The 14,226-nt window shown below is 73.4% G+C and carries 14 protein-coding genes and 1 pseudogene; 6 read left to right on the top strand and 9 right to left on the bottom strand.

All coding sequences use genetic code 11. From position 1 onward, the window contains the following. Positions 1-153: 153 nt before the first annotated feature. The 3 genes from AC07AZ_RS21660 to AC07AZ_RS21650 form a co-directional block, all read right to left on the bottom strand. The gene (locus AC07AZ_RS21660) at positions 154-786 is read right to left on the bottom strand and encodes a YigZ family protein (RefSeq protein WP_478850100.1); all 633 of its coding nucleotides are present in this window, start codon (positions 784-786) and stop codon (positions 154-156) included. A 258-nt stretch (positions 787-1,044) separates the two neighbouring features. Beyond that, entirely contained in the window at positions 1,045-1,587 is a 543-nt protein-coding gene (locus AC07AZ_RS21655; RefSeq protein WP_478850329.1) for a SixA phosphatase family protein, read from the bottom strand. An 85-nt stretch (positions 1,588-1,672) separates the two neighbouring features. Beyond that, entirely contained in the window at positions 1,673-2,386 is a 714-nt protein-coding gene (locus AC07AZ_RS21650) for a hypothetical protein (protein ID WP_478850098.1), read from the bottom strand. 208 nt (positions 2,387-2,594) lie between these two features. Here AC07AZ_RS21650 and AC07AZ_RS21645 point away from each other — a divergent pair, with 208 nt between their 5' ends. Both AC07AZ_RS21645 and AC07AZ_RS21640 read left to right on the top strand, forming a co-directional pair. Beyond that, on the top strand, positions 2,595-3,002 hold the full coding sequence (locus tag AC07AZ_RS21645) for a CoA-binding protein (protein ID WP_478850096.1): 408 nt from the start codon (positions 2,595-2,597) through the stop codon (positions 3,000-3,002). 26 nt (positions 3,003-3,028) lie between these two features. After that, positions 3,029-3,211, top strand: a pseudogene (locus tag AC07AZ_RS21640) (4-hydroxybenzoate 3-monooxygenase); the annotation flags it as partial. Positions 3,212-3,283: 72 nt separating this feature from the next. On the opposite strand, the gene AC07AZ_RS21635 reads toward AC07AZ_RS21640, so the two are convergent. Then, positions 3,284-3,643, bottom strand: a complete 360-nt coding sequence (locus tag AC07AZ_RS21635; protein WP_478850093.1) for an ArsR/SmtB family transcription factor — start codon at positions 3,641-3,643, stop codon at positions 3,284-3,286. A 72-nt stretch (positions 3,644-3,715) separates the two neighbouring features. Here AC07AZ_RS21635 and AC07AZ_RS21630 point away from each other — a divergent pair, with 72 nt between their 5' ends. Further along, a complete protein-coding gene (locus AC07AZ_RS21630; RefSeq protein WP_478850091.1) occupies positions 3,716-4,807 on the top strand; it encodes a cation diffusion facilitator family transporter in 1,092 nt (363 codons plus the stop codon). Between the two features lie 178 nt (positions 4,808-4,985). Here the strand turns inward: AC07AZ_RS21630 and AC07AZ_RS21625 are convergent, their stop codons facing one another. Further along, complete coding sequence (locus tag AC07AZ_RS21625) at positions 4,986-5,558, bottom strand: helix-turn-helix domain-containing protein (protein WP_478850089.1); 573 nt, start codon at positions 5,556-5,558, stop codon at positions 4,986-4,988. Between the two features lie 263 nt (positions 5,559-5,821). Between AC07AZ_RS21625 and AC07AZ_RS21620 the strand changes: the two genes are divergently transcribed. After that, a complete protein-coding gene (locus AC07AZ_RS21620) occupies positions 5,822-6,679 on the top strand; it encodes an EamA family transporter (protein ID WP_478850087.1) in 858 nt (285 codons plus the stop codon). Between the two features lie 9 nt (positions 6,680-6,688). Here the strand turns inward: AC07AZ_RS21620 and AC07AZ_RS21615 are convergent, their stop codons facing one another. Then, positions 6,689-7,444 (bottom strand): acyltransferase, encoded by a 756-nt coding sequence (locus AC07AZ_RS21615; protein ID WP_478850085.1) that lies wholly within the window; start codon positions 7,442-7,444, stop codon positions 6,689-6,691. Positions 7,445-7,560: 116 nt separating this feature from the next. On the opposite strand from AC07AZ_RS21615, the gene AC07AZ_RS21610 reads away from it, so the two are divergent. Then, positions 7,561-8,094, top strand: coding sequence for a gamma carbonic anhydrase family protein (locus tag AC07AZ_RS21610; RefSeq protein WP_478850083.1), 534 nt, complete (start codon positions 7,561-7,563; stop codon positions 8,092-8,094). A 3-nt stretch (positions 8,095-8,097) separates the two neighbouring features. Here the strand turns inward: AC07AZ_RS21610 and AC07AZ_RS21605 are convergent, their stop codons facing one another. The 3 genes from AC07AZ_RS21605 to AC07AZ_RS21595 form a co-directional block, all read right to left on the bottom strand. Further along, positions 8,098-8,748, bottom strand: coding sequence for a DedA family protein (locus AC07AZ_RS21605; RefSeq protein ID WP_478850081.1), 651 nt, complete (start codon positions 8,746-8,748; stop codon positions 8,098-8,100). A gap of 271 nt (positions 8,749-9,019) precedes the next feature. Then, positions 9,020-10,633: an FtsX-like permease family protein gene (locus tag AC07AZ_RS21600; RefSeq protein ID WP_478850079.1), complete on the bottom strand. Its 1,614-nt coding sequence runs from the start codon at positions 10,631-10,633 to the stop codon at positions 9,020-9,022. A 183-nt stretch (positions 10,634-10,816) separates the two neighbouring features. Continuing rightward, on the bottom strand, positions 10,817-12,733 hold the full coding sequence (locus AC07AZ_RS21595; protein ID WP_478850077.1) for an RICIN domain-containing protein: 1,917 nt from the start codon (positions 12,731-12,733) through the stop codon (positions 10,817-10,819). Positions 12,734-13,199: 466 nt separating this feature from the next. On the opposite strand from AC07AZ_RS21595, the gene galU reads away from it, so the two are divergent. After that, the gene (galU, locus tag AC07AZ_RS21590) at positions 13,200-14,156 is read left to right on the top strand and encodes a UTP--glucose-1-phosphate uridylyltransferase GalU (protein ID WP_478850075.1); all 957 of its coding nucleotides are present in this window, start codon (positions 13,200-13,202) and stop codon (positions 14,154-14,156) included. The last annotated feature ends 70 nt before the right edge of the window (positions 14,157-14,226 follow it).

Here is a 14,226-nt window from a genome sequence, read left to right as displayed (position 1 = left end):
CTAACGCCTGTGGGCTTCTCTTCCACCACGTACCTCTGCTTGTCACCCACGACCAACGGTGAATCTCCGCAAATGTCCGCAACAGCCGGATTGTTACTGTTGCGGAGGCGGGACCGGCCGTCCCCCCAAGGCGGTTCCCTCGTTCCCCCGGGGTCAGGTGTCCCCGTCCCCGTACGCCTCGCCGCCCAGTTCGAACCCGGCCGTGCCGGCGGTGGCGTCGGCCAGCCAGGCGCGGAACCGGTCCACGTCGGCGTCCGGCAGCCCGATCCCGATGGTGACCGCCTCGCCGTACCGCACGTCGCGGACCTCGCGGCCGGTGGCGCGCAGGTCGTTCTGCAGCTTGCCGGCGCGCTGGTGGCCGACGGTCACGGTGGCGAGGCGGAACCGCCGCCGGGTGAGGGTGCCGACGGCGTCCAGGGCCTCGCCGACCGCTCCGCCGTACGCCCGGATCAGACCGCCCGCGCCGAGCTTGACGCCGCCGTAGTAGCGGGTGACGACCGCCACCACGTACCGCATGTCCCGGCGCAGCAGCATCTGGAGCATGGGCACTCCGGCGGTGCCGCCGGGTTCGCCGTCGTCGCTCGCGCGCTGGACCGAGGCGTCGGCGCCGAGGACGTACGCGAAGCAGTTGTGGGTGGCGTCCGCGTGCCGCCTGCGGACCTCGGCGACGAAGTCCTGTGCCTCCTGCTCGGTGGCGGCGGGGGCGAGGGCGCACAGGAAGCGGGAGCGGTTGACCTCGGTCTCGTGCACGCCCGCTCGCGCGACGGTGCGGTACTCGTCCTGCATCGAGCCAGCCTATGCGGACCGCCGGCACGCGCCGCACCGGGAGCCACGAGGCACCTCACCCCGGGCGAACGGGCGGACCGGGCGGACCGGGCGGGGGTGCGGGCCGACCGAGAGGCGCGGTGGTCGCGGGGGCGCGGCGCGGAGAACGGGTGCGGCGGGCGCGCGCCGGAGTGGCCGTGCGTGCGGTCCGAGCAGCCGGGGGTTCGGTCCGAACGGTCGCGGGGTGCGGTCCGAGCGGCCGTGAGTGCGCGCGGTGGCTCAGCGTTTCGTGCCGCGCGCCACGATCAGGTCCGTCAGGAGCGCCGTACCGGAGGACAAGGCCGGCCAGGACGGGCCGTGCCAGGCGAGGACGGCGATCGCCGAGGTCGGGAACTTCGCCCGCACCTCGTCCAGCGCGTCGCCGAGACCGTCGCCCGCCAGGTCGAGGACGAGTTCCTCCAGTCCGGGGTTGTGGCCGACCAGCAGCAGTGTCTCCACCTCGGCGGGGACACCGTGCACGACCTCCACCAGGTCTGCCACGCCGGCGGCGTACAGGCGGGCGTCGAGCGTCACCCGCGGCGGGGTGCCCCACTGGGCGGAGGCCAGGTCCCAGGTCTGCCGGGCGCGTACGGCGGTGGAGCACAGGGCGACATCGGGCAGGCAGTCCGCCTCGGCGAGCGCCCGGCCCACCGCGGGCGCGTCCCGGCGGCCCCGCGGGGCCAGCGGGCGCTCGTGGTCGGTGACGCCCTCCGGCCAGGCGGACTTGGCGTGCCGCAGCACCACCAGCCGGCGCAGCGGGCCCGTTCCGGAGCGCGCGGTCACAGCGGTGCTCACCGGGGACTTCTCATACGTCTCCGCGTCGTCGCGACGCCCGCACGGACAGCGCTCCCTCTCCCACGGAGATCCATCAGTAGCTCCCCAGCTCGCGGGTGAGTTCGAGGCCGAGAAGGCGGTCCGCGTAGGCGTACGTCTCGAAGCGGGCGCCGTCCGGCAGGTCCGAGGTCTCCACCGACCGCAGGACCCGCAGCACCTCCGGCACGTTCAGGTCGTCCTCCCAGGCGGTGCGGAGCCGGACGCGCGTCGGCTCGGGGACGGGCCGCGACGGCCGGCGCGCCCAGTCGGCGACCAGGCGACGCCAGCGTACGAGGGTCGTCCGGGCGTCCTCCAGGACGTCCGCGTCGAGCCGGAGCGGGACGCGGCGGTCCTGCGCGATCAGGGCCAGGCGCAGCGCCCCGGGGTCGGTGCCGGCGGCCGGCGGCGCTCCCTCGACCGGGGCCACCGCGACCCGTACCCCCTCGGGGACCGCCGCCCCCTCCCCCGCCACATGGATGACCTGGGCCTCGCCGAGACCCGCGCTGACGTCACGGCTGTCCTCGAACGGCCGGACGCCGAGACCCGCGGCGCAGGCCCGCAGCTCCGCCTGTTCCCGCTCGCCGGTCAGCAGCGCCCATACCGGCGTACCGCCGAGTTCCAGGGTGCGGACGAGGAGGTCGGCGACGAGCAGCACCCGCAGGGCGCCGGTGTCGGAGGCCGGGGCGTGGGCCTCGACCCGGGTCAGGCCCCGCCGGGCGGGGGCGGCGTCGACGGGGTCGCCGGTTCGGGCGTCGATGATGCGCAGCACGAGGTGAGCGTAGGCGGGCGGACGCCCGTGCGCAGGCACGTCCCGCGAAATCGGGCAAGGTGGCGGAATCCAGCGGTGCCGGGGACCGGGGAATCACCGCCTGCCCGCGCCCGTTGTCGAACACGGCGGTTCCTCCCCGTTCCGCTTCCCCTGTTCCGCTTTCCCGTGCTGCTTTTCCAGTCCATCCCGAGGCCCGAGGAGACCGACCGTGTACGGCGACGAGGCAACCATCCGCAGGATTCTCACCGGGTTCGGCGACACCTGGGCCGTGGTCGGCCTGTCCTCGAACCGGAGTCGTGCCGCGTACGGCGTGGCGGAGGTGCTCCAGCGCTTCGGCAAACGGGTCGTGCCCGTCCACCCCAAGGCGGAGACGGTGCACGGCGAGCAGGGGTACGCCTCCCTAGCGGACATCCCCTTCGAGGTGGACGTGGTCGACGTCTTCGTGAACGGCGACCTCGCCGGGGCGGTCGCCGACGAGGCGGTCGCGAAGGGCGCCCGCGCGGTGTGGTTCCAGCTCGGTGTCGTCGACGAGGACGCGTACGACCGCACCCGGGCCGCCGGGCTGGAGATGGTGATGGACCGCTGCCCCGCCATCGAGATCCCCCGGCTCAACTAGAACCGGTTCTCGCGCGCCAGGACAATGTGCGCGCGACTTCAGCTTCCCCCCACCCCAACTCCCCTGATCCGCACCACTTTCCGGTGATCGTCGTGGGCGCCGGTCCGGCCGGGCTCGCCGTCGCCAACATCCTGCGGGCCTCCTCCGTGGACTGTCCGGTCCCGGAGACCGGGACGCGTGCGTTCATCGAACAGCGGCCCCGAGCCGGGCCCGAGAGCCGGGCGGCGGCCGGGAACCCGGTGACGGCCGCGCCGGAAGGCCGCCCTCGGCGTCCGCGCGGCTCAGTCGTGTGGAGGGCGGTCGGTGAGCCGGTGGTCGGCCACGCTCAGTGCCTCGTCGACCAGCCGACGCAGGTGCCCGTCCCGCAGGGCGTAGATCACCCGGCGCCCCTCCTTGCGGGTGTTCACCAGTCCCGCGAGACGCAGTCGGGCCAGATGCTGGCTGACGGCCGGCCGGGCCGCCCCGCACGCCTCCGTGAGCGTCGTGACGTCGGCCTCGCCCGACGCCAGCGCGTGCAGCAGGGCGAGACGGGTGCGGTCGCCGATCAGGGCGAGAAGCTCGGCGGCGAGCGTGAACTGCTCCTCGCCGGGGGTGCGCGGGTGCGCATCATGCGCAGGTGACAGGTGCATGCGTGCGCTCATACGCACATAATGGCCGCGTGGGCGTCACACGTCCACTCCCGCACACCTCCCGCGCACCGGAAGGGGACCCACGTGAGCGACCGACACGACCACGGGCACACACCCGGGCACCGGCACGACGGCCATCCCGCCGAGGTACATCCCCGCACCCACCGCCCGCACCCCCACCCCCACACCCACCGCCTCGTCCACCGTCTCGGACACCTCCTGACACCCCACTCGCACGAGACGGCCGACAAGCTCGACTCCGCGCTGGAGACCTCGGCGCGGGGCATGCGCGCCCTGTGGGTGTCGTTCGCGGTGCTCGGCGCGACCGCCCTGGCGCAGGCGGTCGTGGCGGCCGTCTCCGGGTCGGTGGCGCTGCTCGGCGACACGGTGCACAACACCGCCGACGCGCTGACCGCCGTACCGCTCGGGATCGCCTTCGTGCTGGGCCGGCGGGCGGCGACGCGGCGCTTCACCTACGGGTACGGGCGGGCCGAGGACCTGGCGGGCATCGCGATCGTGCTGACGATCGCGGCGTCCGCGGCCTTCGCGGCGTGGGCTGCCGTCGACCGGCTGCTCGACCCGCGGCCGCTCACCCACCTTCCGGTGGTCGCCGTGGCCGCGCTGGTGGGTTTCGCGGGCAACGAGTGGGTGGCGCGCCACCGCATCCGCGTGGGCCGCGCGATCGGTTCGGCCGCGCTGGTCGCGGACGGGCTCCACGCCCGTACCGACGGGTTCACCTCGCTGGCCGTGCTGCTGGGCGCGGGCGGATCGGCGCTGGGATGGCAACTCGCCGACCCGCTCGTGGGGTTGGTGATCACGGCGGCGATCCTGCTGGTGCTGCGGGACGCGGCGCGGGAGGTGTTGCGGCGGGTGATGGACGCCGTGGACCCGGCCCTGGTCGACCGGGCCGAGCAGGCCCTGCGGGAGGTGTCCGGTGTGCGCGCGGTGGGTGAACTGCGCCTGCGCTGGATCGGCCACCGCCTGCGGGCCGAGGTCGTGGTCGTGGTGGACGGCGAGGTGACGGTGCGTGAGGCGCACGCGGTCGCCGTGGAGGCGGAGCACGCCCTGCTGCACGCCGTTCCCCGGCTCACCGCCGCCCTCGTGCACGCCGACCCCGCGCCAGCCCCGGGAGAGAGCGACCCGCATCTCCCACTGGCGCATCACCTGACCGCGTGAGCTCCGGCCGCCCGGGCCGTCACCGCACCGACGCCCGGAAGGGTCGCCGTACGGCCTCGGCGACCGGGGCGATCAGCTGGTCGAGGCGGTCGGGAGCGGTGTGGCGTGGTCGACGTTCCCGAGGGGCGCGCGCATGGCGGCACGCTGACAGCCGGCCGACCACGGTCCGTGAGGCGTCTCACTGCACGGGCGGGACCGAGACGGCCATCACCATGTCCATGGGGACGTCGCCCTCGTTGCCGTAGGTGTGCGGCGTGTTGGCCTCGAAGGTGGCGGTCGCTCCCGCGGGCACGCGGTGCGGCACTCCGTCGACGGTCAGCGTGAGTTCTCCCGCCGTGACATGGACGAGTTCCACCGTGCCCGTGGGGTGCGGGTCCGAGGGGCTGCTCTCACCGGGCATCAGATGCCAGTCCCACATCTCCAGCGGGCCGGGCGCCTCGGCACCCGCGAGCAGCCGGTTGTAGCTGCCGGCGTCGGTGTGCCAGAGGCGGACGGCGCCTTCGGCGGGGACGACACGGACCTTGGGGCCCTGCTCGTAGTCGAGCAGGGTGGTGATGCTGACCCCGAGCGCGTCGCCGATCTTCACGACCGTCCCGATGCTGGGGTTGGTCCGGGCCTGCTCGATCTGGATGAGCATGCCGCGGCTGACCCCCGCGCGCGCGGCGAGCGCGTCGAGGGTGAAGCCCCGCTCGGAGCGCCAGCGCTTGACGTTGCGCGCCAGGGACTGGTTCAGCAGGTCGAGGTCCGACACGTTCCGTCCATTCCGTCCGTCATTCCGTCGCCGGTTCCGTCCGTCATTCCGTCGTTCATACCGTTCGTCGTTCCGTACGTCATTCCGTCGTACGTCTTTCCACACGTCGTTCTCTTGCGATCGTCACCCTCAGCGGCCGTCGCGCCGAGGGCGACAGCCGCGGCGCGGGGCTTTCGTCCAGTACAGTGAATTACCAAGTGCACTGCACTGCACTACGATGTGGTGCACCGGATCGTTCATCGAACTGTACTGCGAGGCAGAACGTGACAGCACTCTTCGCCCTGGCCACCAGCCTGTTGTGGGGGCTGGCCGACTTCGGCGGCGGACTGCTCACCCGGCGTACCCCGGCGCTGACGGTGGTCGTCGTCTCGCAGGGCGTCGCGGCGGTCGTGCTGGGCGCCGTCGTGGTGGCCACCGGCGGCTGGAGCGAGGCCGGCCCGCGCCTGTGGTTCGCGTTCGCCGCGGGCCTGGTGGGCCCGGTCGCCCTGCTCTCCTTCTACAAGGCCCTCGCGCTCGGCCCGATGGGCGTCGTCTCCCCGCTCGCCACGCTGAGTGTGGCCGTTCCCATCGGTGTGGGGCTCGTCCTCGGCGAACGCCCGGGTCTGACGCAGGTCGCCGGCATCGCGGTCGCCGTCGCGGGGGTGGTCCTCGCCGGCGGACCGCAGCTGAGGGGCGCCTCCGTGCAGCGGCGGGCGCTGCTGCTGTCCCTCGTCGCGGCGCTCGGTTTCGGCACGGTGTTCGCCCTCATCGCGGAGGCGTCGACGACGGTCACCGGCCTGTTCCTTGCCCTCTTCGTGCAGCGTGTGACGAATGTCGCCGCGGGCGGCGCCGCACTGTACGTCTCCCTGCGGCGCGGCGCGGACGCGCTGCCGGCGGGCGGCTTCCCGTGGGGTTCGCTGCCGGCGCTGGCCTTCGTAGGACTCGCCGACGTCGCCGCGAACGGCACGTACTCCGTCGCCGCGCAGCACGGCCCGGTCACGGTCGCCGCCGTACTGGCCTCGCTGTACCCGGTGGTGACCGCGCTGGCCGCCCGCGGCTTCCTCAGCGAACGCCTGCGGGCCGTGCAGGCGGCGGGCGCGGGCCTCGCCCTCGTCGGCACGCTGTTGCTGGCGACCGGCTGAGCGCCGGGCTCAGTCCATCTCGGCGAGCCTGGCCGCCGTCTCCTCGTCGAGCTCCGCCAGCGCGCGGAGCTGGTCCGGGGTGACATCGTCCGGAATCGGCACCGGGGCGGGGGTCCGGAGCGGCGGCTGCCAGCCGTCGGCGGGCGTCCAGCGCCGGACGACTCGGGCCGGCGCCCCCGCGACCACGGCGTGGTCGGGCACCACCCCCCGCACGACGGCGCCGGCCGCCACCACCACGTTGCGCCCGATCCGCGCCCCGGGCAGGATCACCGCGCCGGTGCCGATCCAGCAGCCCGGCCCGATCTCCACCGGCTCCATCCGCGGCCACTGCTTGCCGATGGGCTCGTGCGGATCGTCGTAGGAGTGATTCGTGGACGTGACGTAGACGTACGGCCCGAAATAGCAGTCGCTCCCGATGGTGACCGTGGTGTCGGCGATGACGTGACTGCCGCGGCCGAGGACGACCCCGTCGCCGACCCGCAGGATCGGGTCCGGGCCGAGGTCGAGGTCGGGCATCAGGCCGGCGGTCAGCGTGACCTGTTCGCCGACGATGCAGTGGGCGCCCAGCTGGATCCAGGGCTCGCCGAAGACCGTGCCGAGCGGGAAGGCCAGCCGGGTGCCCGTGCCGAGCGCGCCGAAGCGGAAGCGTCCCGGGTGGGCGGCGGTGACGGAGCCGGTGCGCTGCACCCAGGCCCAGCCCGCGTGGACGGCCCGCTGCGGGAGGCCGCGCCACCATGATGAGAACGTGTTCTTGCGCTTCGGCACCCGCTCACCGTACTCAGCGGGCCGCGGCCCGACGGGACCACGGCCCTGTGATCTTCGCCCCACCGGATGGCGTACGGTGCCGGGGTACCGGGCACCGAGGAGACGGGAACGCGGAGATGACGCACAGCGCGCTGATCAAGGGAATCGGCGGCAAGGACCCTCAGGTCGACCCCGAGGCGTTCACGGCGCCCACGTCCGTGGTGATCGGCGAGGTGACCCTGGGCACGGGAGCGAGCGTCTGGTACGGGGCGGTCCTGCGGGCGGACTGCGGCCCGATCGTCGTCGGCGCGCACAGCAACGTCCAGGACAACTGCACCCTGCACGTCGACCCCGGCTTCCCGGTCTCCATCGGCGAGCGCGTGTCCATCGGCCACAACGCCGTCGTGCACGGCGCGACCGTCGAGGACGACTGCCTGATCGGCATGGGCGCCACCGTCCTCAACGGGGCGGTGATCGGCGCCGGTTCACTGGTCGCCGCGCAGGCGCTGGTCCCGCAGGGCATGCGGGTGCCCCCGGGCTCACTGGTCGCGGGTGTGCCCGCCAGGGTCAGGCGGGAGTTGACGGCCGAGGAGCGCGAGGGCATCTCGCTGAACGGCACGATGTACGCGGAACTGGCCAAGGCCCACCGCGAGGTGCACGAGCGGGGCTGACGCCTACTCTCCGGCCGGCACCGCTTCGGGTTCGGTCTCCCGGAGGGCCGGCTGCGCCTTCTTCGCCTTGCGCTTGAGCACCAGCATCGAGGTCAGCCCGATGAGCACGGCCGCCACCAGCCCGAGCCACGAGAAGCGCTTCAGCCACGACTCGGCGACCACGCCGACGTAGTAGATGACGGCGGTCGTGCCACCGGCCCAGATGACGCCGCCGAGGACGTTGGCGATGAGGAACTTCCAGTACGGCATCCGCAGAACGCCCGCCAGCGGGCCGGCGAAGATGCGCAGCAGGGCGACGAAGCGACCGAAGAAGACCGCCCACATGCCCCACTTCTCGAAGGACCGCTCGGCGGTCGCGATGTGCCCCTCGCTGAAGTGGCGGGGGAACTTCGCGCCGAGCCAGGCGAGCAGCGGCCGGCCGCCCTTGCGGCCGATGGCGTAGCCGATGGAGTCGCCGACGACCGCTCCGAGGGTGGCGCAGGCGCCGAGGACCACGGGGTTGATGCCCGAGTGCTGCGAGGACAGGAGCGCCGCCGAGACCAGGACGATCTCACCCGGCAGCGGGATGCCCAGGCTCTCCAGACCGATGACGAGCGCCACCACGGCGTAGACGGCGACCGCGGGTACCGTGTCGAGCCATTCCTGGACGTGCAACGCCGGTTCCTCCCGTTGTGCGTCTCTTCCCGGCGTGCGCCGCGAGGAGCGCACGCCGGGAAGCCTACCGGGTCACGGGGACACGGCGACGGCCGCGCGGCGCACGGGACTTCGCCGACGCGTCCCGCGCGGGTACGGTCCCGGTGTCCGGCTGACGGCCACCGCGTCGAGCGTTGTCCGGTGGCAGTACGCCTCCGGACGCCCGCCCCGCTTCAGGGGCCGGGCCGGAACGGCTTGAGCATCTGGGGTACCAAGCCGTCCCGCGCGCACCTCAGTCCGCCTTGAGGGCGGTGAGGACGTTCAGCCGGGCCGCCCGGCGGGCGGGCCAGAGTCCCGCCACCAGGCCGACGAGTGCGGCGCCCGCGAGGGCCACGGCGATGCGGCCCCAGGGGATGACCGTCTCGTACCCCTGGATGCTGTCGGAGACGCTCCTGCCCGCGGCCCAGCCGAGGAAGACGCCCGTGCCGATGCCCAGAAGGGCCCCGAACAGCGAGATGAGGACGGACTCCAGGTGGATCATCCGCCTGGTCTGCTCGGGCTGGAGCCCCACCGCGCGCAGCAGCCCGATCTCACGAGTGCGCTCGAACACGGACATCGCGAGGGTGTTGACGACTCCCAGGACGGCGATCACCACGGCCATGGCCAGCAGCCCGTACAGCATGTTGAGGAGCAGGATGATGTCCCCGCCACCTGCGGAATCGGCCAGGTCGTCGGTGTTCCGCAGCTGGATGAGGGGATTCTGGTCGAGGGCGCGCTGCAGGGACCGCCGTACCGTCTCGTCGTCGCCGTCCTTGGTGTGCACCAGGACCGAGGTGTCCTCGATCTCCTTCAGATGGGGCTGGAGGGTGGCGAGCGGCATCATGGTGGGCGGAAGGAGTTCGCCGTTGTGGTAGATGCCGCCGATCCGCAGGGTGTCCCGGCTGCCGTCGCCGTAGACCACCGGAACCCGCTGGCCCATGGTCCATCCGTGGTTGTCGGCCGTGGTGGTGTCGATCAGCAGGTTCTTGCCGCCGCCCGCGCCCAGTGCCGCGAGCGACCCCGATGCGAAGCTCGGGTCGAGGAGGTCGCCGATGCTCCGGACGTCCACACCGGTCAGGTTCTCCTCGTTGCCGCCGATCCGGACGGTGCTCCGGCGCCGCGGGCTCAAGGAGGTCACGGCCGTGGATTTCGCCAGGGCGTCATGGACCGACGCGGGCAGGTGGTCGCCTCTCCTCGACGCGATCTCGAAGTCGGCCGTGACGGTGCTCTCGGCCCGCTGGTGCAGCGAGGTCGTGGCGGACACCGCGACCACCGTGAGGCCGGTGACCATGGACAGCCCGATCATCAGGGCCGAGGCCGTGGAGGCGGTGCGCCGGGGATTGCGCCGGGCGTTGCGCTGGGCCAGCGTGCCCGGGACACCGAAGCGGCGCAGGAGGGGCCCGGCCAGGGCGATGGCCGGGCCGGAGAGCGCGGGGGTCACCACGACGATGCCGATGAGCAGCAGGGCGGTTGGGAAGAGGACGATGGTACGGCCCTGCTGGCCGCTGGACGCCGTGAACACCACGCCGAGCACACCGATCACGATCAGGGCGACACCGATGGCGTTGCGCCTGCGGAGGCTGCGGGTCGGCGGGGGTGTGTGGAGCGCGGACATGGCGGCCACGGGCGGCACGGCGGCGGCGCGGCGGGCCGGCAGATAGGCGGCGAGCATGGTGACGACGACGCCCACCAGGAACGCGACCAGCACGGTGCCCGGAGCGACGACCAACGGCCCGTCGGGGACGCCGGATTCGGTGGACGCGAACAGCTGCCGCAGGGCCATGGCCACGCCGATACCGAGGAGGAACCCCGCGGCCGGCCAACTTCGGTAACCGGCACGCCGGACGGAGGACACAGCTATTCGCACCCGCGCCACCCTACGCGCGCCCCGATCCCGGCTGCGTCCGCGCCGCCCATCCTGCCCTCCCTCATCCTCAGCCTGACTCTGAAGCTGATCGGAAAATCGCTGACGGCTGACGGCTATCAGTCACCGGGTACAGGGTGCCGGACTCCAGGTGCCGGACTCCGGGTGCCGGACTCCGGCCACCGGCTACTTGAGGAGGGAGCCGAGCGCCGACGTGGCGGCGCCGGTGACCGACGACGCGCAGTCCACGGCCCCGGACACGAGGGGGCCCGTGGCGAGGGAGCCGATCGCGGCCGCGCGGGTGGGGAGCCGGCCGGACCCGGCACGCGAACCCGCACCGGACCCGGCACCCGATCCCGCGCCGGTGCCCGACTCCGTGCCCGTCCCCGTGCCGTAGTCCACCCGCGCGACGCGCGTGTCGTAGCGCTGCTCCGGCGCCTCCTCCGGCCGCCCAGGCGCGGACCCCGCGCCGGGCGGCGCCGGGGCCAGGCCCTGAGGTGACGTCGGTTCCTCTCCCCGGCCACCTCCCGGGCCGCTGCCCCGCTGTCGGGACGAGCTGTCCCCTCCCCTGTCGCTCTCCGTCACCCGCGCGCCCGCCGCCGGGGGTTCGAGCAGCCAGCGCTGCTCGGTGGACCCGTCGCGCGCGGCGACCGCCAGGTGGCTGCCCGCTCCGGGCGCGACGAGCAACCCCTTGCCCCGGCGCAGCAGCAGTTCACCCCGGACGGTGAGGTCGTAGCGCACCGCACCGTGGTGCGTCAGGCAGTCGGCCAGGACCACCGTTTTCGTGTCCGCGTCGGAGTCGAGGCAGAGGCCGGGGTGGGCGGCGCTGCGCAGCAGCCCGTCGTCCTCGTACGACCACTGCTGCGAGCCGGCGGACGAACACGCCGTCAGCGCGGTCCTCGCCCCGTCCTCGATCCGGTCGCCCCGCGTTCCCAGGCACAGGTCGAGGTCCAGGTTGCGCAGCCTGCCGTGTCCGACCTCGCCGGGTCCTCCCAGCGACGCGGCCGACCGGGGTACCGCGGCGGACGCCTCGGAGGGGACAACCGGCCGGGCGGAGCTGACGCTCGGCGCGCCCCAGGTGGCACGCGGTCCGGCACCGCCCTCGTCGGACCAGCCCCTGGTGGCGAGCACGGTGACCAGCAGGGCGAGCGAGGTCAGGCCGACGACCGTGACCACGGCCTTCGTCGGCCTGCGCGGACCGGTGCGGAGACCGGCCGGCGGGCGGTGCCGGCCGCCGGCCCGGGGCCGGACACCGGCGGGCCCGGCCGGTTGGGGCCGCCCGCTCGTGCGGCCCGGCCGCGAGTCGAGATAGCGGCCGGCGCCCCAGCCGAGGACGGCTTCGGCCAGCAACACGTCGAGGGCATCCTCGAAGTGGCTGAGCTGCTCGGCGGCGTGCCGGCAGTGGCGGCACTGCGTCAGATGCCGCCGCACATCCGGCAGCAGGGCCCCGCCGCGGCGCAGGGGGCCGTCGAGCAGGCGGTTGTGGAGGCGGCATTCCTGGCTCGGCGCGAGTTCCCGGTGGGCGCGCACACAGCCTGCCCGGAATTGTTCGCGCGCCTGCTCCGCCGCGACCGTCGCGGTACGCGCGTCGACTCCCAGCAGACCGGCCGGTACGGATATGGGTTCGGCTTCGACCTCGATGTGCCAGAGCAGACATTGGGAGGCGCCGGGAAGGGCGCGGAATGCGCGCTCGGCGAGCCGTCGCCTTTCCGGGGTGACCGACCTCGCCGCGAACAGGCCCCGGCCCCCGGTCGGTTTGCGGAGTTCCGGCAGTACGGCGGAAATACCGTCGTCCGCGGCCCACTCCCTGACGGTGTCCCGGACCGCCGCGAGGAGCTGCGGCCGCAGGGCGCCGCCGGCCGGGCGGGTGAGTACCCGGTGGAAGGCGGCGGTGGCCGCCATCGCCGCCGTACTCGTCGAAGAGGCCAGGCAGATGACGGAGTACTCGTAGGTCGGCCGCCAGTGCCGGGCGAACAGCAGCGCGACGGCACGGGCGTCGGTGCCGTGCGCGCCGAGTGCGGCCACGAGGTTGCGGTCGGACTCCTCGGGGCCGGCTCCTGGGCGGGGCGGGAACGGAGGTCGTGGGGGGAACGGGGACTGCACTGAACCATTTCCTTCCAGGCCGCGGGACGCCGTGGGAATTCACGCGCCCACCGGAAAGCAGGTGCTTGATTGGTGCATACCTATGCCGCGTCGGGTACCGGCTGTTGTGAGGCGGCTCACCCTCGCACAATGGACGCAGGGCAAACAAGAAGTTCGCGTGACTCATGTTCAAAACGAGGTGAATTCAGAAAAGTTACCGCCGGTATCCCTACCGGTATTCGACATCTCGGCCCCGAAACACGCGAGTTGTGTGCGTCGGACGACGACCGGCAAACGAAATCTCCTTCACCGGGTGCCCGGCGGGCGGCCCGGTACCCGGCCCCACGGAAAACCCGCCCGGTACCCAGCCCCCGCGCGGAGCCCGCCCGGTACCCGGCCCCACGGAAGGCTCCCGGCGCCCGGCCCCACAGGAAGCTCCGATGTTCCTCTCGGCCCGCTCCCATGTCCCTGCGCCAGCATGAGCCGCATGATCGTCCCCCACACGGCCTCCGACCCGGCCCCCGCCCGCCCCCGCACGGTCTGCAAGGCCGTCGTCCCGGCCGCCGGGCTCGGCACCCGCTTCCTGCCCGCCACCAAGGCGACCCCGAAGGAGATGCTGCCGGTCGTCGACAAACCCGCCATCCAGTACGTCGTGGAGGAGGCGGCCGCGGCCGGACTCGACGACGTCCTGATGGTCACCGGGCGGCATAAGCGGGCCATCGAGGACCACTTCGACAACGCCGTCGAGCTGGAGCAGGCGCTCGCGGCCAAGGGCGACGCGGTGCGTCTGGACGCCGTGCGCGATCCGGCCCGTCTGGCCAACATCCACCACATCCGACAGGGCGAGCCCCTCGGCCTGGGCCACGCGGTGCTCTGCGCCCGCCGGCACGTCGGCGACCAGCCGTTCGCCGTCCTGCTCGGTGACGACCTGATCGACCCGCGGGAGACCCTGCTGAGCCGGATGCTCGACGTCCGCGACCGCCACTCCGGCAGCGTGGTGGCCCTGATGCGGGTCCCCCCGGAGCAGATCCACCTCTACGGCTGCGCCGCCGTCGAGACGACCGGCGAGGAGGGGGTCGTCCGTGTCACCGGCCTGGTCGAGAAGCCCTCCCGCGAGGACGCACCGAGCGGCTACGCCGTCATCGGCCGTTACGTCCTCGACCCCGCGGTCTTCGACACCCTGGAGCGCACTCCCCCAGGCCGGGGCGGCGAGATCCAACTGACGGACGCCCTCCAGGAACTCGCCGCGGCCGGCACGGTGCGCGGAGTCGTCTTCGACGGGCTGCGCTACGACACCGGCGACAAGGCCGAGTACCTGCGTACGGTGGTCCGCCTGGCCTGCGACCGGCCGGACCTGGGCCCCGGGTTCACGGCCTGGCTGAAGGAGTTCGTGGCGAACCTGGACACCCCCGCGCCCACCCGCCACCGCCACTTCGCGGCCTGAGAGTCCGTGGCACCGACCGGCCACCCGACGCCCCTCGGGGGACCGGGCACGCTCGCCGCCTCACCGGCGA

The organism is Streptomyces sp. NPDC043878 (assembly GCF_056435735.1).
Note: the sequence above shows the minus strand (reverse complement) of the source record. Positions and strands in the feature narration are given on the sequence as shown.

Excerpts from the sequence above, each read along its gene's own strand:
- AC07AZ_RS21660 (WP_478850100.1), bottom strand. The coding sequence starts at position 786 with ATGCAGGACGAGTACCGCACCGTCGCGCGAGCGGGCGTGCACGAGACC.
- AC07AZ_RS21635 (WP_478850093.1), bottom strand. The coding sequence starts at position 3,643 with ATGAGCGCACGCATGCACCTGTCACCTGCGCATGATGCGCACCCGCGC.
- AC07AZ_RS21610 (WP_478850083.1), top strand. The coding sequence starts at position 7,561 with ATGACGCACAGCGCGCTGATCAAGGGAATCGGCGGCAAGGACCCTCAG.
- galU (WP_478850075.1), top strand. The coding sequence starts at position 13,200 with ATGATCGTCCCCCACACGGCCTCCGACCCGGCCCCCGCCCGCCCCCGC.